At 57.5% G+C, this 23505-nt stretch carries 23 protein-coding genes; 21 read left to right on the top strand and 2 right to left on the bottom strand.

From position 1 onward, the window contains the following. The first annotated feature begins 463 nt into the window (after positions 1-463). The 14 genes from uxaC (at position 464) to MK208_RS14075 (ending at position 15874) form a co-directional block, all read left to right on the top strand. A complete protein-coding gene (gene uxaC / locus MK208_RS14140) occupies positions 464-1879 on the top strand; it encodes a glucuronate isomerase (protein ID WP_294117649.1) in 1416 nt (471 codons plus the stop codon). A 792-nt stretch (positions 1880-2671) separates the two neighbouring features. Then, positions 2672-3820 carry a polysaccharide biosynthesis/export family protein gene (locus tag MK208_RS14135; protein ID WP_294117647.1) on the top strand — a complete coding sequence of 383 codons (1149 nt, stop codon included), beginning with the start codon at positions 2672-2674 and terminating at the stop codon, positions 3818-3820. 3 nt (positions 3821-3823) lie between these two features. Continuing rightward, positions 3824-4567, top strand: coding sequence for a 2-C-methyl-D-erythritol 4-phosphate cytidylyltransferase (locus MK208_RS14130; RefSeq protein WP_294117646.1), 744 nt, complete (start codon positions 3824-3826; stop codon positions 4565-4567). After that, positions 4560-5264 (top strand): SDR family oxidoreductase, encoded by a 705-nt coding sequence (locus MK208_RS14125; protein ID WP_294117645.1) that lies wholly within the window; start codon positions 4560-4562, stop codon positions 5262-5264. Before MK208_RS14130 ends, MK208_RS14125 begins: the two co-directional genes overlap by 8 nt. A 3-nt stretch (positions 5265-5267) precedes the next feature. Then, a complete protein-coding gene (locus tag MK208_RS14120) occupies positions 5268-6569 on the top strand; it encodes a hypothetical protein (RefSeq protein WP_294117643.1) in 1302 nt (433 codons plus the stop codon). 180 nt (positions 6570-6749) lie between these two features. After that, entirely contained in the window at positions 6750-7952 is a 1203-nt protein-coding gene (locus tag MK208_RS14115; protein ID WP_294117641.1) for a hypothetical protein, read from the top strand. A 10-nt stretch (positions 7953-7962) separates the two neighbouring features. Next, positions 7963-8730 carry an ABC transporter permease gene (locus MK208_RS14110; protein ID WP_294117639.1) on the top strand — a complete coding sequence of 256 codons (768 nt, stop codon included), beginning with the start codon at positions 7963-7965 and terminating at the stop codon, positions 8728-8730. Between the two features lie 2 nt (positions 8731-8732). Next, positions 8733-9383: an ABC transporter ATP-binding protein gene (locus MK208_RS14105; RefSeq protein ID WP_294117637.1), complete on the top strand. Its 651-nt coding sequence runs from the start codon at positions 8733-8735 to the stop codon at positions 9381-9383. Beyond that, positions 9383-10240 (top strand): endonuclease/exonuclease/phosphatase family protein, encoded by an 858-nt coding sequence (locus MK208_RS14100; protein WP_294117635.1) that lies wholly within the window; start codon positions 9383-9385, stop codon positions 10238-10240. Before MK208_RS14105 ends, MK208_RS14100 begins: the two co-directional genes overlap by 1 nt. 193 nt (positions 10241-10433) lie before the next feature. Further along, positions 10434-11432 (top strand): aldose epimerase family protein, encoded by a 999-nt coding sequence (locus MK208_RS14095; RefSeq protein ID WP_294117630.1) that lies wholly within the window; start codon positions 10434-10436, stop codon positions 11430-11432. Next, positions 11429-12877, top strand: coding sequence for an NAD-dependent succinate-semialdehyde dehydrogenase (locus tag MK208_RS14090; RefSeq protein WP_294117628.1), 1449 nt, complete (start codon positions 11429-11431; stop codon positions 12875-12877). Before MK208_RS14095 ends, MK208_RS14090 begins: the two co-directional genes overlap by 4 nt. Positions 12878-13061: 184 nt before the next feature. Beyond that, positions 13062-13568, top strand: a complete 507-nt coding sequence (gene comD, locus MK208_RS14085; RefSeq protein WP_294117623.1) for a sulfopyruvate decarboxylase subunit alpha — start codon at positions 13062-13064, stop codon at positions 13566-13568. Beyond that, on the top strand, positions 13565-14119 hold the full coding sequence (gene comE, locus MK208_RS14080; RefSeq protein ID WP_294117621.1) for a sulfopyruvate decarboxylase subunit beta: 555 nt from the start codon (positions 13565-13567) through the stop codon (positions 14117-14119). Before comD ends, comE begins: the two co-directional genes overlap by 4 nt. 174 nt (positions 14120-14293) lie before the next feature. Next, positions 14294-15874 carry an ABC transporter substrate-binding protein gene (locus MK208_RS14075; RefSeq protein WP_294117619.1) on the top strand — a complete coding sequence of 527 codons (1581 nt, stop codon included), beginning with the start codon at positions 14294-14296 and terminating at the stop codon, positions 15872-15874. Positions 15875-15952: 78 nt separating this feature from the next. On the opposite strand, the gene MK208_RS14070 is transcribed toward MK208_RS14075, so the two are convergent. Next, entirely contained in the window at positions 15953-18136 is a 2184-nt protein-coding gene (locus MK208_RS14070; RefSeq protein ID WP_294117616.1) for a thiamine pyrophosphate-dependent enzyme, read from the bottom strand. Positions 18137-18401: 265 nt separating this feature from the next. On the opposite strand from MK208_RS14070, the gene MK208_RS14065 reads away from it, so the two are divergent. The 5 genes from MK208_RS14065 to MK208_RS14045 all read left to right on the top strand — a co-directional run bounded on the left by MK208_RS14065 (position 18402) and on the right by MK208_RS14045 (position 21520). Beyond that, positions 18402-18902, top strand: a complete 501-nt coding sequence (locus MK208_RS14065) for a hypothetical protein (RefSeq protein WP_294117613.1) — start codon at positions 18402-18404, stop codon at positions 18900-18902. A gap of 126 nt (positions 18903-19028) precedes the next feature. Next, a complete protein-coding gene (locus MK208_RS14060; RefSeq protein WP_294117610.1) occupies positions 19029-19724 on the top strand; it encodes a hypothetical protein in 696 nt (231 codons plus the stop codon). Between the two features lie 88 nt (positions 19725-19812). Beyond that, complete coding sequence (gene secE, locus MK208_RS14055; protein ID WP_294117608.1) at positions 19813-20010, top strand: preprotein translocase subunit SecE; 198 nt, start codon at positions 19813-19815, stop codon at positions 20008-20010. 182 nt (positions 20011-20192) lie between these two features. Continuing rightward, positions 20193-20729 (top strand): transcription termination/antitermination protein NusG, encoded by a 537-nt coding sequence (gene nusG, locus MK208_RS14050; protein ID WP_294117605.1) that lies wholly within the window; start codon positions 20193-20195, stop codon positions 20727-20729. A gap of 173 nt (positions 20730-20902) precedes the next feature. After that, positions 20903-21520, top strand: coding sequence for an isoprenylcysteine carboxylmethyltransferase family protein (locus MK208_RS14045; protein ID WP_294117603.1), 618 nt, complete (start codon positions 20903-20905; stop codon positions 21518-21520). Positions 21521-21553: 33 nt separating this feature from the next. On the opposite strand, the gene MK208_RS14040 is transcribed toward MK208_RS14045, so the two are convergent. Further along, entirely contained in the window at positions 21554-22132 is a 579-nt protein-coding gene (locus MK208_RS14040; RefSeq protein ID WP_294117602.1) for a TetR/AcrR family transcriptional regulator, read from the bottom strand. 137 nt (positions 22133-22269) lie between these two features. On the opposite strand from MK208_RS14040, the gene MK208_RS14035 reads away from it, so the two are divergent. Both MK208_RS14035 and MK208_RS14030 read left to right on the top strand, forming a co-directional pair. Continuing rightward, positions 22270-22833 (top strand): carboxymuconolactone decarboxylase family protein, encoded by a 564-nt coding sequence (locus MK208_RS14035; protein WP_294117599.1) that lies wholly within the window; start codon positions 22270-22272, stop codon positions 22831-22833. 121 nt (positions 22834-22954) lie between these two features. Continuing rightward, positions 22955-23416 (top strand): GNAT family N-acetyltransferase, encoded by a 462-nt coding sequence (locus MK208_RS14030; RefSeq protein WP_294117597.1) that lies wholly within the window; start codon positions 22955-22957, stop codon positions 23414-23416. The last annotated feature ends 89 nt before the right edge of the window (positions 23417-23505 follow it).

Here is a 23505-nt window from a genome sequence, read left to right as displayed (position 1 = left end):
CTTAGGCTGATTTGAGGTCGTTTGGGAGGGACGTTCTGGCCAGCCTTTTGGGAATTTAGGTGGCATTTTATGTTTGTTTTCAGGAGTGTGGTGGTAGTGGGGCGCGCCAAAACGTGCCTCCGAGATGGCGGCGATCACATCCTTGGGTTGATTTCGAAGCAGCGCTTTATAAGAAGTGTTTGTAATTTCATGTGGTTGCTAAAGATGTCGTGAACGTGCAGCTTTTCGTGGCGCTTTGCCTGCACGGCATGGGTGTTTTCTTATCTTGTGAATTTTGAGCTGTGCTTAGGCTGCGCGCGCCAATGTGCCCGACTCGTGCCGTGTGCGTTAGCGGAACATAAATCCCTCTATGTGCCTTTGGCTGGGAATGACTTGGGCCTGTTGTGTACGCATTGCGCGTATACGCGGGGCCGTGTGGGGCGCCCGCGCCGGGGGCTCTGCCAGCACAGAGAGACGTTTGACGATGAGCCAGCCACTGACTTCCTTGACCGGACACACCACGCCGATCCTGACCCTGCCGGATGCGGCGCAGGACATTTATGACGGTGTGCGCGATATGCCGATTATCTCGCCGCACGGCCATTGTGATCCGAGCTGGTTTGCCGAGAACAAGGCCTTTAGTGATCCGGCGGAGCTGTTGATCATTCCCGACCACTACATTTTCCGCATGCTCTACAGCCAGGGTGTGCCTTTGGAGGAGCTGGGCATTGGCGTGCCGCCGGAGAAACGGGATGCGCGGGCGATCTTCCGCATCTTCGCCAATCACTGGCACAAGTTCCGCGGCACGCCCAGTGATGCCTGGTTTGCCACCACCATGGCGCGGACCTTTGGCATTACCGCCACGCTGAATCGTGAAAACGCGGATGTGTTTTATGGCAAGATCGACGCAGAACTGAAGGCGGCGCGGTTGCGGCCGCAGGCGTTGTTGGAAGAGTTCAACATCGAAGTGCTGGCAACAACGGATGGCGCGTTGTCGGACCTTGGTCACCACAAGGCGGCGCGGAAACAGAAGCTGAGCGGCAAGATCATCCCGACCTTCCGCCCAGACAGCATTCTGGATCCCAAGCATCCGGGTTTCAAAAAAGACATCGTTAAGCTGGCCGACATAACCGGGCAGGACACTGAGAAATTTGCCGGATACCTTGAGGCGCTGCGGGATCGGCGGGCGTATTTCATGGCCTATGGCGCGACGGCGACCGACCATTCTGTGGCGAACCTTATGACCTGCTATCTCACTGAGAAGCGCGCTTCAGAGCTTTATGCCAAGGCGCGCAGCGGGAAGATCACGCCAAAAGAGGCGCAGGTGTTCTACGGCCATATGCTGACCGAGATGGCGCAGATGTCGGCTGAGGATGGTCTGGTGATGCAGATCCATGCCGGCAGCAAACGCAACACCAACAAGGCGCTCTATGACAAGTTTGGCGCGCATATGGGGGCGGATATGCCGGTGCGCGTGGATTGGGTGGATGGCATGGAGGCCTTGCTCAATCGCGTGGGCAATGAGCGCGACATGAACATCCTGCTGTTTACACTGGATGAAAGCGCCTATGCGCGTGAATTGGCCCCGATGGCGGGGCACTGGCCAGCCTTGCGGCTGGGTCCTCCGTGGTGGTTCCATGACAGCGCCAATGGCATCGCGCGCTATCTGGATCAGGTGGTGGAGACGGCTGGCTATTGGAACCTAGCGGGCTTCAATGATGACACGCGGGCGCTGATGTCGATCCCGGCGCGGCACGACATGTGGCGACGGGGAGTGAGCCTGCATCTGGCCGCCCAGCGGGGCCGTGGCATTTTGGGGCGCAGTGACGTGGACGAGATTGCCTGTCTGTTGTGTCGCGATCTCGCAATTGATGCCTATAAGTTGGGAAAAGTTGTTTAGCGCGCTTTTGGTGCCTAAAAACAATACCAATTTGCCCGAAGACGCACCCCCGCAGTTGGCGCCGCTGCGGGGATTTTCTGTGTTTTTGGCGGGGGTTAATTGAGGCTGTTTTGCCATAATGGCAGGGCTACGCACAGAAGCTGTTGCTTTTTTACGACTTTGAAACATGCGCGTGAATTTTGCGGCGGAAAGTTGCCGGCGGCCCGAATCTTGAATTTCTGGAGGCGTCTGTATGGCGGTAATGTCTGCAGGAAAGGCATCTTTTCCGGGAGGTAATTTTGAAGATTGAAAAAAAATTCAAGAACTGAGTAACGCTGTTATTTAAGCCGCGCACACGCGTTTCAAGATAGGTTTTGCGACTTATAGAGGGCTGTGAAAATTGGTTATTGAAGATGGTTTCGCCCCATTGTTTTGAGTTTATTTTATTGACTTTCCTTTTGTTTTTCGGCTTTTATCCGCGCAGCGCCCGAGGGCGTCAAAACGAATTTTTGGGCTAATACTCACCATGTATACTCTTACTTGCGCTCAGCCGGAGCCAGGCAGCAACATTCAGTTCTTCAATGGACCAAAGGATCAAACGGACGTCTGCAGCAAAAATTGACGTTGCGGCATTAGAAGATCGGTAACCACTTTCGCAAATACAGTCCCCTCAAGAGCACCCGAACGGGGGCTTCCTTGGCATTGTCCAACAGCATGCTTAGGGAACTGGCGGAATGCCTCTGTATTCGGGGCGACTCCAGCGGTATGAAGGGCGTGCGCTTTGGTGCAAATAACAGGAAGTTGAAGACCAGAATGGTTGTTGAAGCGAAGCTGGGAAAAATGCGGTGGGGCCGGGCGATTGTTGCGGCTGTTTTCGTGTTGGCTGTAGCAGGCTGTTCGACCTTGCCTGGCCAGGGCACCAGCCGGGCGATGATCACGATGACGGATCAGGTGGCAAATGACGAAAATGTCACGCGTGATTTTGCCCTGGTGCCGGTGACGCCAGCGGTGATTGGCAAAGTCGGAGCGCCGGTGAAGGGCGGTTTTGCGGGCAGTCTCAGTTCACGCAGCACGTCAAGTGCCGGTACCCGTATTCGTGTGGGGGATCGTCTGACCGTGCGGATCTGGGAGAGCTCTCCGGAAGGGTTGTTTTCCACCGTTGAGCAGAAGTCTTCTGCGATCCCGGTGATTGTCAGCAACGACGGCAATATCAATATCCCCTATGTCGGAAATCTGCCGGTCATTGGCCTGACTGTAGATCAAGTGCGCTCGCAAGTGGCCGATGGGTTGCGCGGCAAAGCGGTTGATCCCGAGGTCTCCGTCATCCTCGAAAAAGGTGGCGCGCAGAGCGTGACCGTGGTGGGGGATGCACGCGCGCCCGGTCGGTTTGATATTCCCGCTAGCGGATTGCGACTTTTGGATGCGGTGGCCACGGCTGGTGGCGCAACCCAGCCCACCCATGACATGGAAGTGAGCCTGGTGCGCGGCAGTTCCGTCGCCCGCGCGCGTTTGGATGAGGTGATTTCCACCGGCAGCGCCAATGTATGGTTGCAGCCGCGTGACACGGTGCAGCTGCTACACAAGCCGCGCACGTTCTCGGCCTTTGGAGCCGTAAGCAAGCCTTCTCAATACCCTTTTGGCACTGAGACCGTCACCTTGGCGGAAGCGATCAGCAAGGTAGGTGGTTTGGACGATAAGACCGCAGATGACAGCGGTGTATTTCTGTTCCGGTTTGAACACCAGGCGCGGGTGCAGAGCACCGGTGTGAAGCTGCCTGATCGCGCCTATTCTGACGGCGTGCCAACGATCTATTGGGTCGATATGAACTCGCCTGAGGCGATTTTTATGACCCAAGCCTTCGCGATGCGGGACAAAGATGTGCTCTTTGTCGCAAATGCGCCATCGACCGACCTTGCCAAATTCGTCGCTATCGTGGCGGCCACACTAGCGTTAGCGAGCTAAAGAATGAGCCTACATAGATTAACACGCCCACATCCCGAACCGCAGGTTTCCTTCCTGCTGTTGTCGGGTGGTGTGGGCGCGCGATCCAACCATCACGAGCCAAAGCAGTTTTATAAACTGGCAGGCCATCCGATGGTGGCTCACTCGATAATCGCGGCGGTGCGGACCCCAAATGTGGCTGAGATTGTTGTCAATGCTCCTGAAGGCTATGAGGAGCGTACACGTGAAATTATGGAAGCCTATTGCGCAGGCTTGCCATATAAAATTATTCCGGCCGGCGCGACGCGCCAAGAAAGCTGTGAGGCTTTGGCCAAGGCCGCTGATAAAGACATAGTGCTGCTTCACGAGGCGGCTCGTCCTTTTATCAAGGTCGATATGTTGACGGACTTGATTGAGAACTCTGCCGTGAATGCTGGCTATTGTCTGGCTATCTCGTTTTCCATGTGCCGGATCGACTCTGAGACACGCCTTGTTAAGCGCGGTGTGTCACGGGAGAAAGTTTTTGATATACAGTTGCCACAAAAATTTGAGCGGGACACTTTGCTTGCGGCCCATGCAAAGGCCCGAAAGAAAGCCAAGGCTTACAATGAAGACTCGGTCATGGTGGTCAAAATGACCAAACAGCCAGTCCTTTCTTTGGAAGGGTCCAGTCGAAACATCAAAATTACCACACCTGAAGATTTCATTATAGCAGAAGGCATGATGAAGGATTTCCACAGCAAAGGAAAAGTACCTGCCCATGACTAAGACTGTTCTAATTAGCGGTGCTTCAAAGGGCATCGGCCTCGCAACGGCCCGCCGCTTTGCCCGGGGCATGGATGATGTGAGCTGCATTGTCATGGTCGCGCGACAATCTGATACTTTTGACAGCGCGGTGGCTGAGGTGCGGGCGATTTCCGGGAACCGGCAGATCTTTCAAGTGGAAGCAGATCTTTCTGATCCAGAGGCGGTCAAGTGTGTTTTTGATCGCTTGGATGCTGAAAACGTTACGGTCAACTATATCATCAACAACGCGGCGTTCACAAAGCCAGCGTCGATCAACGAAACTCACATGGCCGATTTCGAGCGCACCATGCGGGTGAATGTTTATGCGCCCTTCCGCTTTGTGCAGGAAGCGCTGCTACGAAACCATCCGCTTGAGAAAATCATCAACATTGCGTCCACGGCAGGTATCAACGGGCGTTCCGGCTGGTTGTCTTATTCAACCTCCAAAGCGGCGGTGATCAATATGTCCGAGGTCATGCGGGAAGAATTGGCGCCTTATGGTGTGGACGTGGTGTGCCTGTCGCCAGGTCGTTGCGCCACTGAATTGCGCAAAACCCTTGCACCAGACGAGGATCCAGCAACTATTATGCAGCCAGAACAGGTTGCAGACGTGATTGCCATGATGTCTTCACCTACAGGCAAGATGCTATTGAGTGAAAATTTGGTAGTGCGCACCTAAAACATGTTGAAAGTGCGGGACACGGATAGTTTGGTTACGCGAAAAGAAACCACAGACGACCAGCAGGACGATCCAGCAGGGGACACGCCTGAGGAACGGCCTTCGCCGGTTGCCGTGCGCGATGTGGAAACCGTGCCCAACCAAGCAGTTTATATGGACAGTCCGGTTCTGTCGGCGGTCAATCAAATCCGTCCGTTTTTTGAGAGTGGCGCCTACGGTAAGTCTGACACGCCGTTGCTGTTGCGGCATCGAGCATTGATCCGGATGCAGCGCCTGTTCAGCCGATTGCCCTCCGATTTGGATGTGCGGCCGGTCAGTAGCGGCGCCAATGGTACACGTTTTCCCCTGCGTCCCGGTGGCGTGCTGTTTTACCCGTACAACTCGCAGTCAAATTTAGAAACAGTTGCCAATCGTTCTTTCCGTCACGTGCTCACGTTGCATGGGGAAAGCAACAAGGGGGCGTCCGTCCGACCTGCTGCACGGATGTATGACTACGTTTCCATTGCGGGACCGCTGGCGCGAGATCGCTATTTGGAAGCTGGTATTTTTACCGCATCCGACGTGGATCAGGGCCGGCTCGTGATGATGGGCGATACGTTTGTGCAGTCCATGCCGTGGATCAAGCCTATGCGCATCACGGATACTGCGCCGGTGATCTTTTATTCGCCAACTTGGGAAGGCTATGGCGGAGAAGCAGACAACTACAGTTCTGTTGTGGGGCTGCGAGGCTTTATGGCGGTTCTGAAAGCGGCACGCGCTTTGGATTTGCACCGGGTTGTGGTCAAGCCGCATCCGTACTTGGGTATGCTGCGTCCCGCAATGGTGCGCGAGTTCATTTCTGGCATCCGCCTTTTGCGCCGGTCTGGCTTGCAGGTCGCCGTGGTGTTGCGTAACGCCAGCCTCCAGCTGCGGTTCGGGTGTCACACCCAGTTGAGCCGGTTGGTCACAATTGAAGAGGATGACAGCGCGCCAGTTGCCGTGGCTTTGGCGCTTTGCGATATTTCCGGCATGGAGGCCATTTTCCTCAAACAACGTATCCGCCATATGGTTTTGGCACGGGAAAGCGATGTTCCCAGAGGGTTGGAGACGATCTACGAGCACAAGTCGATTATGTCGCATCAGGATCCAGAAACTGCTGTAATGGACTATCTCAATGGGGCCGACGAAACGGATGCAGCGCATCGCAAGATGGTGTTTGGCTGGCAGAACCCGGAATTGGAAGGCATGTCGGCCAGCTCCGCGCGGCGTTGGATGATTGACTATGTGGGGCGCGATCCTTTCTGGTCTCAGGCCAAGTCAATTTGAGACGGTTTGAGGCTCTTCAACGCATTGAAAGTCTCGGACGTGCTGCAATCTTGTTATAGCAGTTTTCTAGGTTATCTCACACAATGCGCAATATTGCTGTTGCGCGCGCACTTTGCCCCAAGACAGTGGGGGCGTGTGGCAGACACAGGCCGGTGCCAGTAGGCGCATGAAAGGTAAGACATGGCTGAAGCAAAAGTCAAAACGTTGAAGACTGTTAACAAAAAGGCAGACGGTCCAAGCGGTGTGTTGCAGGCACCACCAAAGAGTTCGCCTCTGCGCAATCGGCGCTGGGGGGTGATCTTTTCGTTCCTGCTGTTGTTTGTGACGCCGGTGGCCCTTGGCGGTGCGTATTTTTTTGTGTTTGCGTCTGACCGTTACGCTGCCGGTGCAAGCTTTGTGATCCGAGGACTCGAGGGTGGTGGCACACCTGACTTTGTGACGTCCTTTACCGGTTTGTCCCCCAGCGGTAGCACAACATCAGACAGCTACGTGGTGCGCAACTTCTTAGAAAGCGCGGATCTGTTGCGCCAGTTAGATGCAGAACTGGATTTGCGGTCGCACTACTCGCAGGAGTTTATCGACCCAATCGCGCGCTTTCGGCCGGAAGGGACGTTCGAAGATTTGGTGGATTACTGGCAGTGGCGCATCAACACGACCTATGACAGCACCACAGGCATTGTAACCTTTGAAGTGCAGGCGTTTGATGCGGAAATGGCCGAGGGTCTGGCGCAGCTGGCCTTGGCGGCGGCGGATCGGTTGATCAACGAACTCTCCGAAAAGGCGCGGCAAGACTCGGTTCAGTTTGCTGCCAAGGAAGTTGAGCGGGCCGAGGAGCGGGTGCGCAACGTGCGTTTGCAACTGGTCGACTTCCGCGCAGAACGTGGCGCAGTGGATCCGATGGTTAACGCGCAATTGGACGCTGAGCTGATGGCATCTCTGGAGACCAAGCTGGTGGATATTCAGGCGCGGATCAACGCGTTGTCAGGCTCAGTGGACGCGGACTCGCCGATGTTGGTACAACTCAACCGGCAGGCTGATGCACTGGAAGAGCAGATCCGGCAGCGTCGGGCCTTGATCGGTCAGACGGATGACCCGGACAGTCTTGAAAACACCGCGCAGGCGTTGGCGGCTTATGAAGGTTTGCTGATTGAACAGAACTTTGCGCAGCAAAGCTATGCGTCGGCGATGGTGTCGCTGGAAACCGCCCGCATCGATGCGGACCGCCAGCAGCGGTATCTTGGTGTCTTTGCGCGGCCATTTGTGCCAAATGAGCCAGCCTATCCGGTGCGCAGTCGCGACTTCTTCCTGGTTGTGGTTGCGGCCTTTGCGCTTTGGGCCATTGCCACGTTGATCGCTTATACGATCCGGGACCACATGCGCTGAGGTCCGGCTGATGTTCTACGCCATTTGGTTGCAAATCCGTGTCGTCGCAGCGCTGACCCTGCGGGAAACGCGCATGACGTTTGGGACGTCCCACTCAGGCTATTTCTGGGCCATCTTCCAACCGATTTTTTCGGTGACATTTTTGATGACCCTATTCTACCTGATTGGCAGGCAATCGCCGTTTGGGCAGTCGCTGGCGCTGTATTTTGCCACCGCCGTGTTGACGCTTGAACTATACAATAAGCTATCCGCCTCCTTGATGCGGGCCTTCACCTCCAACAAGTCGCTGCTGTCCTACCCCATGATCAAGGAGCCTGACACGCTGCTGGCGCGGTTGTGTCTGATCGGCTGCACGTTTGTTGTTATCAATGTGGTGTTTTACACTGGCCTATATGCAATGGGGCTTGGTCAGATTCCGGCCCATCCGGAGAGGGTGATCTTTGCCTTTTTAACCACCTGTCTGCTTGGGTTTGGTGTCGGATCGGTCAATGCCATTCTGTATCAGAAGAACAAAGCGTGGCAGCACATCGAGAAGATCTTTGCCCGCCCTTTGTTCTTCCTGTCCGGGGTTTTCTACATTCCATCGAGCATGCCGCCAGAGGCGGTAGCGATCATCAAGTGGAACCCGATTTTGCATGTGGTGGAGTGGAACCGTGAAGGGTTCTACTCAAACTATCGCAGCGATGTTCTTAATATAGCCTATCCTTTGGGCCTTGGCGCGGCTTTGGTGATCGTTGCGTTGTTTGCCGAGCGGATCACCCGCAAACAGAGGGTCTGAGCATGATTGCCTTTGAGAACCTGACCAAAATTTACAACGTAAAAGGTGTCAAAAAAGTCATCTTGGATAACGCGTCCTATCGGTTTGAAAACCGCAAAAACGTGGCTCTGATGGGGCACAACGGGGCAGGTAAGTCCACCATGATGCGGATGATTGCCGGGATTGAGTTGCCGACGTCAGGGCGGGTGCGCCGGACAGAAAAGGTGAGCTGGCCGATGGGCTTTGCGCGTGGGTTTAACGGCACGATGACCGGGGTGGAAAACGTGCGTTTTGTGTCGCGGATTTATGGCTGTCACACCGAGTCTGTTTTGGAGCAGGTGCAGGAGTTCGCGGAGCTGGGGAGTTCGCTGGATCTGCCGATTCAGACCTATTCCAGCGGTATGAAAGCGCGTTTGGCGTTTGGCCTGTCGCTGGCCATCAGTTTCGAGTGTTACCTGATTGATGAAGTCACGGCGGTGGGCGACCGGCGGTTCAAGAGCAAAAGTAAGCGCGCGCTTAAGGACAAGATCAAAGACGCGCGGGTGGTGATGATCTCGCACTCTGAGAAGACCATCAAGGACTACTGCGATTGTGGGGTGTTTGCCTATGGCAGCAAGCTGTATCACTACGACGATATCAATGAATTGCTGAGAGACTATAGGAAATTCTGTTAATGCGACGTTTGGGTGTGGTTGTGGCGTTGCTGGTTGCAGCGCTGGCGGTTTGGGGAGTCTCTGGCGGCTCGGCAGTGCGGGCGGCAGAAACCTGTGGCGATGAGAACGGTAACCTGCGGGTGATGACGTTTAACATCCGTACGGCGCTTGGGACCAAGAACGCAGGCGCAAACCCATTGCACCAGTTGTTTGAGGAACACGACGTTGGACCCATTGTGGCGGCGATTGCGGCGGCCGATCCGGATGTGGTGGCGTTGCAGGAGGTGCTGGGCTGGGGGCAAACCGGCCGGATTGCGCGTGCGTTGGGCATGGAGAGCTCGTTTGCCTTTCACCCAAGCCCGCTGCCCTGGTGGGGCAATGCGGTTCTGAGCAAATGCCCGATGACCAAGACCATGCGTGTTGTGACCAGCCGCGGGCGTGGCAATGGCAAAGCGATGCCGGTGGCCCGTTTGGATGTGGCGGGCGGGGCGGTGTTTGCGACCTCGATCCATCGCGATCGCGAAGACAACACCGGTATTCAGCTGCAACGCATGATGGCGCCGTTTGCACAGACCGATACGCCGGTGCTGTTGATGGGGGATTTCAACTTCAAGCCCAATGACAAGCGGCATGGGGTTGTATCTGGGGTCTATGAAGACAGTGCGTTGGTGGCGCGGGCCGGCGCGGAGTACGTGCTGGAACGGGGCACCTATCCGGTGATTGCCGGCACCAAGAAACACCGCCGGATCGACTACGTCTTTTTGTCTAAAGGGGACTTTGTTGTTTCCAATGTGGCGGTGATCGAAGGCGAGCACGCCGAAGCCTCTGACCATCTGGGCTATGTGGCGGATGTGATGCTGACTCCGCGTGCCAACTAGGTTTATGCGGTTGCGGAGCGAACGGCCTCGCGGTGTTGCCAGGCGTCAAAAAATTTGATCATATTTCGGAGGAACCCTTGCAGGCTGTCGCCGCGCGTGGTTGCATCTGGCGTCAGCATCGCTGGGTTTTGGCTCTACGCCTGCCTGCTCGGTGATGGGAGAGATTGGCGCAAACTGCGGTAAGGGGGCTTGAGTGACAGAGATCTGGGGGCATATGCCGGATGGCCGTGCGGTGCATCGCGTGACGCTGACGGGCGGCGGGTTGACCGCACGTGTGCTGACCTATGGCGCAGTGCTGCAGGACTTGCGTCTGGAGGGACATGACGCGCCATTGGTGCTGGGGTTTCCTGACTTTGCGCCTTACTTGACAGACTCGCCTTACTTCGGGGCCACGGCCGGGCGATTTGCCAACCGTATCCGCGACGGGCATCTGGAGTTGAATGGGGAAACCTATCAACTGGATACCAATGATGGCGGACGGCACACGCTTCATGGCGGGGTTGAGGGTCTGGGTGGTCATCTGTGGGAAATTGAGGAAGCTGCCGAGGATCACGTAACGCTTAGGGCGGTGCTGCCTGATGGGCATATGGGGTTTCCCGGCACGCTGAGCTGCGCGGTGACCTTTGCGCTTTTGGACGGCGGTACATTGGACATCCAGATGCGGGCCGAAACAGACAAGACCACGCTGTGTAGCCTGGCGCATCACAGCTATTTTGTGCTCGATGATACGGACACTGTTTCGGAACATCACTTGCAGATTGCAGCCACGAGCTACACGCCGGTGGAAGACACGTTGATCCCGACGGGTGAGGTTGCACCAGTTGCGGGGACACGGTTTGATTTTCGCGAGGCAGCGCCGCTGAGCCAGGCCCACCCTGTGGATCACAACTTTTGTCTGTCCAACGCTCGGCAACCGTTGCGCCCCGTGGCACGCTTGCAGAGTTTTGCGTCCGGGGTGCGGATGGCGTGTTTGACCACCGAGCCAGGTTTGCAGGTCTATGACGGAGACGGGATTGCCACGGGCGTGCCCGGCCTGCGCGGCCAACAGATGGGCGCCTGTGCCGGACTGGCGCTGGAGCCGCAGGTTTGGCCTGACGCGAATCATCACAATGACTTTCCGCAGGCCGTGTTGCGGCCGGGCGAGACCTATCACCAACACACACAATTTGTCTTTTCGAAAGGTCAGACATGAGCAACTTCAATGGACTGCTGCTGGAATCCAACCTGATTGGCGGCCAATGGGTCGGGGCCGACAATGGCGCGACAACGGAAATCACCAACCCCGCGACAGGCGCGGTGTTGGGCACGGTGCCGGAGGCCGGTGGGGCAGAGACGCAGCGCGCGATTGCGGCGGCGAGCGAAGCCTTCAAGTCTTGGTCCAAGACCAATCTGATGGAGCGCGTTGGTCTGTTGCACAAGCTGCATGACGCCTTGATGGACAATCAGGAAGACCTGGCGCAGCTGCTGACCGCTGAGCAGGGCAAGCCGCTGTTTGAAGCGCGGGGCGAGATTGGCATTGGCGCGGCCTATGTGCGCTGGTTTGCTGAGGAAATCCGCCGCAGCAAAGGCGAGATCATTCCGGCGCCGACCAATGACAAACGCCTGATGGTCACGCATCACCCGGTGGGTGTTGTGGGCATGATCACGCCGTGGAACTTCCCGTCCTCGATGCTCGCGCGCAAGATTGCGCCGGCGCTGGCGGCGGGCTGTACCGTGGTGGCCAAACCTGCGCCGCAGACGCCGTATAGCGGGCTGGTTTGGGGCAAGCTGTGTCAGGATGTCGGCTTCCCGAATGGCGTGGTGAACATTGTGACTGGGGACGCGCCAGCGATTGGCGGGGCGATCATGGAAAACCATGACGTGCGCAAGGTGACTTTCACTGGCTCGACCAATGTCGGCAAGCTGCTCATTCGTCAGTCTGCGGATCAGGTGAAAAAGGTCTCCATGGAGTTGGGCGGCAACGCGCCGTTCATCGTGTTTGACGATGCCGATCTGGATGCGGCTGTTGAAGGCGCGATGATCGCGAAGTTCCGCAATATGGGGCAGACCTGTGTCTGCACCAACCGCTTCTACGTGCAGTCGGGTATCCATGACGCCTTTGTTGCCAAGCTAAAAGAGGCTGTGGCAGCGATGAAGGTTGGCGATGGCACCGAGGATGGCGTGGTGCAGGGGCCGTTGATTGACGAGAACGCGGTCAAAAAGGTCGAAGGCATGGTGGCCGATGCCAAAGCCAAAGGCGGCACCGTGGAGCTGGGCGGCAATCGCCACGCACTCGGGCAGACCTTCTTTGAGCCCACCGTGATCACCGGTGCGACGTCCGAGATGTCGTTCTCTACCGATGAGATCTTCGGCCCGCTGGCGGCGGTTTACAAGTTTGAGGATGAAGACGACGCAGTGGCGGCGGCCAATGCCACGGACTATGGCCTCGCGGCCTATGCTTACACCAAGGACCTCGCACGGGCGTTCCGTATGAATGAGGGATTGGAGTACGGCATGGTTGGCATCAACTCCGGCCTCATCACCACCGTGGAAGCGCCGTTTGGGGGCGTGAAAGAAAGCGGCATGGGCAAAGAGGGCGGCAGCCAAGGTTTGGACGACTATTTGATCACCAAATACACCTGCGTGGCGGGGCTGTAGGTGTAGGTCATAGGACTACTGAAATTTGGAAGGTCCAAGCGGTGCAGATCGCTTGGGCCTTTTGTTTTGCAAACTGGCCCCATCCGTTGCGGCATTCTGGCTGCACTGGCGCAGGTTTCTATGCCCAAAGTGACGAAAGATGGTGCCGGAAAAGGCGCACACCAAGCGAGGGTTGGGAGGACAGATGGCGACAGAAATGGATCATCAGATCGTCAAGGATCTGAAGGCGGCGGGGATTGATTACATCACCTCGGTGCCGTGCAAGCAGTTGGCCGGGGTGATCGAGGTGTTGGACGAGACGCCAGAGATCATGCACATGCCGTCCAACAAAGAAGATGAGGGTATGGGGCTCTGTGCCGGCGCCTTTATGGGCGGGATGAAGCCGGCGATTGTGATGCAGAACACCGCGCTGGGCGTGGTGGTGAACACGCTGGCGACGCTGATCCAGTTCTACCAGATCCCGCTGCCGATGTTGATTTCCTATCGTGGGGAAGTGGGCGAACCGGTGGCCTGTCAGGTGGAGATGGCGCTGCACACAAAGGCAATCCTGAACCAGCTACACATCCCAACTTATCATTTCCACAAACCGGAAGATGCCGCAGAACTGCCCGGCATTCTGGAGTATGCGCAGATGGCCTCCAAACCTGTGGCGATCCTGTGTGACGCATCTTTCTGGAGGGCTTCGGCATGATCCGTAACGACGTATTTCAAACGCTAAAGCCGATCATCAGCGAGCATCTGGTGGTCTGCAACATTGGCGCGCCCAGCCAGGAACTGCACGCGATGGACGATCAGCCGTCCAATTTCTACATGTTGGGCACTATGGGGCTGGCGTCGTCCATTGGCCTTGGTTTGGCAGCGGCGCAGGACAAACCTGTGGTGGCAATTGACGGCGACGGCTCGGTGTTGACCAACCTTGGCACGCTGGCGACCATCGGGAGCAATCCGCACGGCAACTTCACGCTGCTGATTATTGATAACGGCTCTTATGGCTCCACCGGCGATCAACCGACTTATGCGGGCATGAAGACCGATCTGGCAGCAGTAGCCAAAGCCTGCGGGACAGAGAACGTGCAGACGGTTTCGGCGGAGGACACGGCCGCGGCGGTGCAGGCGGCGATTGCCAGTGACGAGATGACAATCATCGTCAGCAAGTGCGAAAGCGGCAATGTGAAGGTGCCGGTGATCAAAACGAATCCGATTGTGATCCGTGAGCGATTTATGGAAGAGGTTCGCCGCTAAGGTGTTTTAACAACTGAACAATTATTCAGTCAGGGCGCCTCTTTTGGCGCCCTTTTGTGTTTTTCTCCGTGGTCCAAACGGGTTAAGTCCGCGCTTTTCCACAGGTTTTGCCTTGATATTCGCGCCGTTGGCGTCAATCATCCCCGCACCAACTTTATCAGGGGAGTGAAATTGATGAAGTTCAAAGCAATGATGCTGGCCACCGCTGCCGTTGTAGCGATGCCAATGCTGGCACAAGCCGAAACCATCCGTTGGGCGCGCGCAGGTGATGCGCTGACTCTGGATCCGCATGCACAGAACGAGGGACCAACCTCCGCGCTTGCGCACCAGATCATGGAAACACTGGTAATGCGTGACCACGCAGGCGCCATGGTGCCATCGCTCGCGACCGAATGGGGTCCGTCCGCAGACAACCCGAATGTTTGGGTGTTCAAGCTGCGTGAAGGCGTGACCTTCCACGATGGTGCGAAGTTTGATTCCGAAGACGTGAAGTTCTCGCTCGACCGCGCGATGACCGAAGACTCTGACTACAAAGAGCTGCTGGCCTCCGTGAAAGAGGTGCGCGCCACCGGCGAGTATGAGATCGAGATCGAGACCAACGGTCCAAACCCGATCATGGCCAACAACCTGACCAACATGTTCATCCTGGACAAGGACTGGGCAGAGGCGAACAACGCCGTGAAGGTTCAGGACTATGAAGGTGGAGAGAACACCTTTGCAGCCAAAAACGCAAACGGCACCGGCCCATACAAGCTGGTGTCCCGTGAGCCGGACGTGAAGACCGTTCTGACGATCAACGAGAACTACTGGGGCAAGGACGAGTTCCCTCTGGAAGTGACCGACATCATCTACACCCCAATCCAGAACGCAGCGACCCGTGTTGCGGCGCTTCTGTCTGGTGAAGTGGACTTCATCCAGGACGTGCCGGTTCAGGACTTGAGCCGCGTGGACACCACCGATGGTCTGGAAGTGCGCACCGCGCCTCAGAACCGCGTGATTTTCTTTGGTATGAACCAAGCTGCGGAAGACATTGCCAATGATGACGTCGATGGTGTGAACCCGATGTCTGACGTGCGTGTGCGTAAAGCGATGTCCATGGCGATTGACCGTGACGCCATCATGAAAGTTGTGATGCGTGGACAGTCTGCGCCAGCAGGCATGATCGCACCTCCGTTTGTGAACGGCTGGAACGAAGCGATGGACAGCTCTTCCTCCACCGACGTGGAAAAGGCGAAGGCGCTGATGGCGGAAGCCGGTTATGCGGATGGCTTTGGCATCACGCTGAACTGCCCGAACGACCGCTATGTCAACGACGAGAAGATTTGTCAGGCGGCCGTTGGCATGCTGGCAAAAATCGGCGTGAAGGTGAACCTGGACGCGAAGCCTAAGGCACAGCACTTCCCGCTGCTGAGCAATCTGGAAACAGATTTCTACATGCTGGGTTGGGGTGTTCCGACTTATGACTCCGAGTACATCTTCAACTTCCTGGCGCACACCAAAGGTGAGAAGTACGGTTCCTGGAACGCAACCCGCTTCAGCAACCCTGATCTGGACGTGAAAATCGAAGCTCTGGCCGGTGAGACCGACCTGGAGAAGCGTAACGGCATGATCAACGACATCTGGCAGGTTGTTCAGGACGAGCAGGTTTACATCCCAATCCACCACCAGGTGCTGAACTGGGGTATGAAAACCAATGTTGGCACCGTTGTGGAGCCGGAAGATTCTCCGAAGTTCAAATACTTCACCATGAAGTAAGTCCTTCGGGTTTCTTAAATAAATGGCCCCCGCAGTTGATGACTGCGGGGGCCTTTTTGTTTGGCGGTGGGTTGTGGCTTATTTGGTTTCCCAGAGTGTCTTGGCCGCCTCCGCGATGCTCGTGCGCGACGGCATGGTGGCCGCATAGGCGGGGCCGGTGGCAATGAAGCTGTCATGCGCCGCGATGCGGGCGTGGGGGAGGGTGGTTTGCTCCTGCAGCAGGGCCATCAGCGCCTCAGACTGGCTGCCAGTGGTGCGGCATTCATCCACGATCAAGACTTTTTTGGCGCCTTTCAAGGCGGCGAGGATGCCGTCGGTTGGCAGAGGCGCGAGCCAGCGCATGTCGATGACGCGAGTGTCGATGCCTTGTGCCTTGAGATCGGCCGCGGCCTGTGTGCTGAGGTAGCGGCCATTGCCGTAAGTGAGGATCGCCAGCGGGCCGTCGCCGTCCACACCCACCTCGCCAAGGGCGATGGATTGGTCGGGCGAAGGATAGGTTGTCATCCAGCCGCTGTCTTTGTCGTCGAGCAGGTCGCGCATCGGATAGAGTGCGATGGGCTCCACCATCACCACCACGCGCTGCTCTTCGCGCGCCAGACGCACACATTCGCGCATCATCTTGGCGGCGTCGTCCCCGCGCGAGGGGCAGGCGATGATCACACCGGGAATGTCGCGCAGTACGGCCAGCGAGTTGTCGTTGTGGAAATGCCCGCCGAAGCCTTTTTGATAGCCCAGACCGGCAATGCGCAGCACCATCGGGTTGGTGAATTGACCGTTGGAGAAAAACGGGAGCGTGGCGGCTTCACCGCGCAGCTGGTCTTCGGCGTTGTGCAGATAGGCCAGGAACTGGATTTCCGGCATCGGTACAAAGCCGTTGTGCGCCATGCCAATCGCGAGCCCCAGAATGGATTGTTCATCCAGCAGCGTGTCGATCATGCGATCCGCGCCAAAGCGGTCCTTGAGTTTTTGCGTGACGCCATAAACGCCGCCCTTGGTGCCGATGTCTTCGCCCATCATCACGATCTCGCCGTGTTCCAGCATTAGATCGGTGAGCGCCCAGTTGAGCAGGCGCGACATGGGCTGCGGGTTGTCCATCTGCTTGAGGTCAGAGCCAAAGGCTTTGGCGCGGGCCTCGTCGCTTGGGCCGTTGGTGGGCGCGCAGGTGCGGACCGGGGGAATCAGCGAGGCCATGACGTCTTCTGCGGTTTTTAGGCGTGGCTGGGACACGGCTTTCTCGGCCAGTGTGGCGCAGCGGTCTTCGCTCTCTTGATAAAGTGCCAGAGCCTGCGCGGGTGTCATCACACCCGCCTGATCGAGCAGCCGCACGGAATGCAGTAGGGGATCGTCCGCTTCCCAGGCCTCAAAGGTGGCTTTTGGCAGGTAAGCCTGTTGTAGGTCGGAACCTGCGTGGCCGTAAAGGCGCACAACGGAGATGTGCAGCAAGGCGGGCTTGCGTTGGGTGCGGACATAATGCGCGGCCTCTTGGGCGACTTTGTAGGCGTCGTAGAGGTTGAGGCCGTCAGCGCAGAAGTATTTCAGTCCGGGGCGGTTGGCATAGCTGGCCTTGATCCAGCCGCTTGGTGTGCGGGTGGAGATGCCGATGCCGTTGTCCTCGCAGACAAACAGCAGCGGCATGGGCGCGGATTGGTAGGCGGTCCAACAGGCGGTATTGATCGCGCCTTGGGCGGTGGAGTGGTTGGCAGAGGCATCGCCAAAGGAGCACATAATGATGCCGTCATCGGGGAGGCATTTGTGTTCTGGCGCGCGGCGTTTGCCCAAACCTAGCGAGTAAGCCGCGCCAACCGCTTTGGGCAGGTGGGAGGCGATGGTGGAGGTCTGAGGCGGGATGTTCAGCGCTTTGGAGCCCAGCACTTTGTGGCGGCCGCCGGACATTGGGTCGTCTTTGGCGGTGCAGAAGCTCAGCAGCATGTCCCAGGCGGCATCGACACCTTCGACTTGCGCGGACCGCATGGTTTGAAATGCGCCATCGCGGTAGTGCAGGAATGCCATGTCATCGGGGCGCAGGGCGGCAGCGACAGCAGCCATGCCTTCGTGGCCGGAAGAGCCGATGGTGTAATAGCCGTTGCCCTCGGATTGCATTTTGCGGGAGCGGCGGTCGAGGTTGCGGCTCAGGCATTGGGCGTCAAAAATCTGTTGGGCCAGCTCTGGCGCAAGGGCGTCATTGGGCGCGCCGCCTGTCGGAAATTCGCCAGTTGCGATGCGCGCGCGAAAGGCGCCATCTACCACGTCTGCTCTGTCCATCTTTGCCTCCCATGATGGTGCTGCCCTTGCGTAGCACTTGTTTTGAGAGAACAACAATCCACCCGACCCCGCGTCAATGTCGTTTGTGATCAAAAGATTCCATGAGGGTGAAAAGACCGGCTTATTGTTGTCCTGAAAGGACCCAGTTTCGCCCCAATCTCAGCCGCGCTCTGGCCGTATTTACCAATCATTAACCAAGTCAACGACTTGCGGAAAACGTGTGCCGCAAGCGCCGCGACAGCGGAAGACGAGTGAGGAGTGGGCTATGAGGCACGAGTTGCGCCTTGGAGATTTTGAACCGGTTCGGCCACAGGCGGATCAGGACGGACAGCCGGAGGCTGCGCCGGATGTGCGTGCGGAAAACCGCCGTCTGATGCGCGAAGCCAAGCGGCGTATGGCGCGACTTTCCAGCAAATCTAAGCCTGTGGAAGAGAGCTCGCCTGTGGCGCAGGCGATGCAAGCTCATGCCCAAGAGCTGCGCTCGGAGAAAGACGTGCGGCGCGCCATTCTGGCAGGGGACGTGAAAAACCGCTGGCCGCGTCCGCGGCTTTTGGCGCTGATTGTGGTGATCACGCTGGCCGCAGTTGTGCCAACGGTGACCCTGCGCTTGCTGATCTGGTCCGTGATCCTGCTGCTGTTGACAGCAGTGTTGCTGGGGCCGGAGCGGGCGCGCGATGCGGTTTATGCGGTGGCCCGTCACATGTCGCATGTGTGGGGGCTGGAAATTGGCATCCTGCGGCGACTGGTGGACCGGATCGCTTCTTAGCGGTGCCAACAACGGCGCCACATTTTTTTCATAATTTGACCTTTGGGATGCCTTGCTGCCCTGCAAGGCTACTGAGTTACATCGCACGTTGCGATGGGGGTGTTTGGGTAAAAATCGGGTTGAGATATGCAAGAGACTGCCACAGCGCCGGAGCGGCTTAAGCCGCCGCAATACGGCCAAGACATCATTGAACCGGGTGAGCCATTCACCGACGCGACACTGGACACGATCCGGTCCCTTTTGGCCGAATCTGATCCGGTGCCCCAGCCAAAGCCGCTGGAAGAGACCGTGCTGTTTGCCCGTCAGCGCAAACGGCGTGAGAAACATCGCGACACCACCCAGCCGGAGATCTACCAAGACGCTCCGGTGGCGGAGACTCCGGACCCGTCGCCATTTCCGGAACTGGCGCCGCCTGAAGAAGAGCCGTTTGAGATCGAGCGGTCCTGGCGCGAGATTGAGGTGACCGAAGGCAGCGCCGGGCGCAGTTTGCGGCGTTTCCTGATGTCACCGCGCATGGTGTCGGTGATCTTCTTGGCGGGCGTTGTCGCCTGGCAGCCGTGGTTTATCCCCATGCTGGCGTTGATGTTTGTGTCCTCGCTGTTGCTGGTTGGTGCGCTGATCGGGCAAGACCGTATGGCCCGGATTGTGCTCTTTATGCTGAAGCGTTTTGTCTGGGCTGATCCATCGCTCGGCCGTTTGATGCAGCGTATCCTGCCAAGTCGTTGGCATCCGGTGCTCTATCGCCCCTCGACTGACGAGGTGGCGTTTGACGGGCCGATCGATCCTAGCTTTGAGGCGCGGCTGGCACGTATTAAATCCTGATCCTGTTGTGATTGCTTTGGTCTTGGGCCTTGAATTTGGCGCAAGGCCCAAGTATGTCGACCTCTGATCAAGGCAGAGAAGAAGCGTCATGGCGAAAACCAATCCGATCACATTCATTCAGCAGGTCCGCGCGGAAGTATCCAAAGTGGTCTGGCCGACCCGTCGCGAGGTTGTGCTGACAACCGTGATGGTGTTCATCATGGCGGCGCTGACGGCTGCGTTCTTCTCGCTGGTGGACATTCTGATCCGCTCCGGCTTGCAGGGCATTCTGGCGCTGTTTGGCTAAGCTGCACGCGGCGGTTGTCTCTTGAAATCAAGGGGCAACGGCGTTAGGCACGGCTTTAGAAGATACGTGGCGTGTGGCGATTCGAGTTGCACGCCGATTTTTTGTTTCTGATAGTCTGTTTGAAGACTGCGAAGATAAACGACACTCCGGCAGATGGCCGGCAATGACGGGAAGACGAACACATGGCGAAACGGTGGTATTCGGTTAGCGTCCTTTCGAACTTCGAAAAGAAGGTCGCCGAGACAATTCGCACATCGGTCGAAGAGCAGGGGCTTGAGGACCAGATTGACGAAGTGCTGGTGCCAACCGAAGAAGTGATCGAAGTGCGTCGCGGCAAGAAAGTGACCACCGAGCGCCGCTTCATGCCGGGTTACGTGCTGGTGCACATGGAAATGAGCGACCAGGGCTATCACCTGATCAACTCGATCAACCGCGTCACCGGCTTCCTGGGTCCACAGGGCCGTCCTATGCCGATGCGTGACGCCGAGGTGCAGGGCATCCTGGGCCGCGTCGAAGAGGGCGAGACCACAACGCCAAAGCTGCTGATCAGCTTCGAGGTTGGCGAGAAGGTCAAGGTCAACGAAGGTCCATTCGAAGACTTCGACGGTATGGTCGAGGAAGTGGACGAAGAGAACCAGCGCCTGAAAGTGACCGTGTCTATCTTTGGCCGGGAAACCCCGGTCGAGCTGGAATACACGCAGGTGACCAAGCAGATGTAAGCGCTGCGCACCGTGACAGATTGAGACGCCGTCCCAAAGGGGCGGCGTTTTCTTTTGGTAACAGGGGCTTGCGCGGCGAGTGTAGCTTGTCACCAGCTTTGGTGCGGTTACAGTGGGCACTGGACCTCACCAGCCCGTTACATTGGCGGGCGTAGACACGACGCTGATTGTTTATGGATCTTCCTACCGCCCTCTCTGACGCACTCCGCCCCTATTTGGCGGGGTTTTTTACCTTTGTGGCGGTTTTTTACACATCCCGAATTGCTTTTCTAAAATCGCGCGAAGGGGCGGAGTTTGTGCTGCCGGGCGCCCGGTTTTGTGCGTCCTGGTGGAACCACATGGTGTTTCGCTTCTTTCGTGTCACGATTTGGGGTGTTTGTCTGGCGCGCGCGATTGATCCGGGGCTGGATGCCTACCTTGGCCTTTGGCCGGCGTGGCAGCGCCCGGTCGTGGTTCTGACAGGGGCGGGGTTATTGACCTTTGGGTTTGCGCTGGCTTTGGTCAGCCATTTTGCCTTGGGGCGGCATTGGCGGTCTGGCTTTGACGGCGGTGTGCCTGAGACGCTTCTGGAGGCCGGGCCGTATCGGTTTTCGCGCAATCCCGCTTTTCTGGGTGTGATGCTTGCGCAGGTTGGGTTTTGGTTGGCGCTGCCGAGTTGCTTTTCCACCGTCTGCCTGATTGTGGGGCTGATCGCTGTGTACCATCAGATGCTGTTGGAAGAGCGACACATGGCGGCAAGGTTTGGCGCGCGCTATGTTGATTATTCACAGCGTGTACGGCGCTGGGTGTAGCGCTTGAGGTGGTTTTGGGAGGCTGCGCCACAGTCAGTGCTGCGTGCGGACACGTGCCGCCAGATCGCCGACCATGTCCTTGATTACCTCAGCATCCTTTTCCCGCAACGCGTAGAAGCACAACCCCGCGAGATCTGCGCTTAGTTGCCGGGCCAGCTTTGCTGCATCGCTGTGTGTCGGCAATTCACCGGCATCGATGGCTTGCTGGAAAACATCGGCAAAGATGGCGTCGTTCTGCATAAGCAGCTCTGACAGTTTGTCTTCAATCGCCTGATTTCCCTGGCTGGTCTCCAGCGTGGCTTTCACCAGATAGCAGACCGGCAGCGGGGCGTTGGCATCCGACAGCGGGTGCGCGCGCAGGATGAACTGGGCCAGCCCTTCCAAAGGAGACCCAGCTTGCGCCTGAAGCTCAGCGCGCAGGTGATTCAAGCGGGTGGCGTAGCGTTCCAGGCTGAGACAGTAGAGCTTCGCCTTGCTGCCAAAGGCGGCGTAGAGCGAGCCAGGGTGCATGCCAGTGGCACGCTCCAGGTCCTTGAGCGACGTGGAGGCGTAGCCCTTGGTCCAGAACAATTCCAGCGCCTGATCGAGTGCTGCTTCTTTATCGTGGCTCACATTCATAGCGCTCTATGTAACGACGGCGTGGGGTAAAGCCAAGGTCACAGTTGAGTGATCGCTCAAAACCCATCTTGAGTGATTGCTCAAGCTGCCCATATGACAGTCACGTTGATGATTTTACAAAGGACACGACGATGACCAATTTTCCCCGCCACACCGCTGAGACCGCACCGGAAGCTGCCAAAGAGCGTTTGATTGCCTCAGAGAAAGCCTATGGTTTCCTGCCGGGTCTCTATCAGGTGATGGCCGATGCGCCGCAGTTGCTGGAGACCTACCAGCGGACCCATGAGGCATTTGTCAGCACCAGCTTTGACAACACCGAGCTGACGGTGGTGTGGCAGTCGATCAACGTGGAGCATGAGTGCCACTACTGTGTGCCGGCCCATACCGGCATCGCGCATTCGATCGGAATCGCTCAGGATGTGATCGACGCGCTGCGGGACGAGACCCCCTTGGCTGATCCAAAGCTGGAAGCGCTGCGGACCTTTACGCTGGCGCTGACGCGTGGGCGCGGCAACGTGACGCCAGCGGAGTTTGAGGCGTTTTATGCGGCAGGCTACGGCTCGCAGCAGGTGTTGGAGATCATTCTGGGTCTGTCTCAGAAAGTGCTGAGCAACTACACCAACCACGTGGCCCAAACCGCTGTGGATCCGGCGTTCCAGCAGTTTGCCTGGAGCCGGACGGATAAGGCGGCCTAAGCGGTCCTAATCAAAGGAGGCCCTCGCAGGTGATTGCGGGGGCTTTTGTGTGTGCATCACCGCTTGCATCTTATGGTTGATTTGGGGATGGTTTCCGGGGAGCAAAAAAGGAGGCGCGCAGATGATCATTCGAGAGGCCAGAGCAGAGGACGCCGCCGAAGTGAGCGCGTTCCTCCAAGCATTGGTGGCGCTGGGGAAGCGGCGCTTGCCAGCGGACGAGGAGTTTGTGCGCGATGTCTACATTGGTCATGCGGACAACATCGCCTGTTCGGTGGCGGAAGATGCGGACGGCAGCCTGCTGGGCATCCAGATGTTGCTGCGGGCCGCGGAAGGCAATCCCTACGGCGTTGTGCCAGGGTGGGGCATTATCGGTACGCATGTGAACCCCAAAGCCGCGCGGCGCGGGGTGGGGCGCAAGTTGTTTGCCACCACGCGGGCTGCGGCCGAGACGGCGGGGCTACAGAAGATCGAGGCCACCATTGGCGCACAAAGCCCGGACGCGCTGGCCTATTATGACTCAATGGGGTTTGAAACCTTTGCGCGGGATGACGAAAAGGTGCGGAAGTGTTTTGAGGTGGAATAACTTCCTCCCCCTTGCCAAGCCATCAAAACAAGCCTAAACGCCCCTCTATCGTCTTCGGGCGAGATTCTCTCGTGGGAGATCTTAGGCAT

Origin of the sequence: Shimia sp. (genome assembly GCF_022448905.1) — a bacterium.
Lineage (GTDB): Bacteria > Pseudomonadota > Alphaproteobacteria > Rhodobacterales > Rhodobacteraceae > Shimia.
Note: the sequence above shows the minus strand (reverse complement) of the source record. Positions and strands in the feature narration are given on the sequence as shown.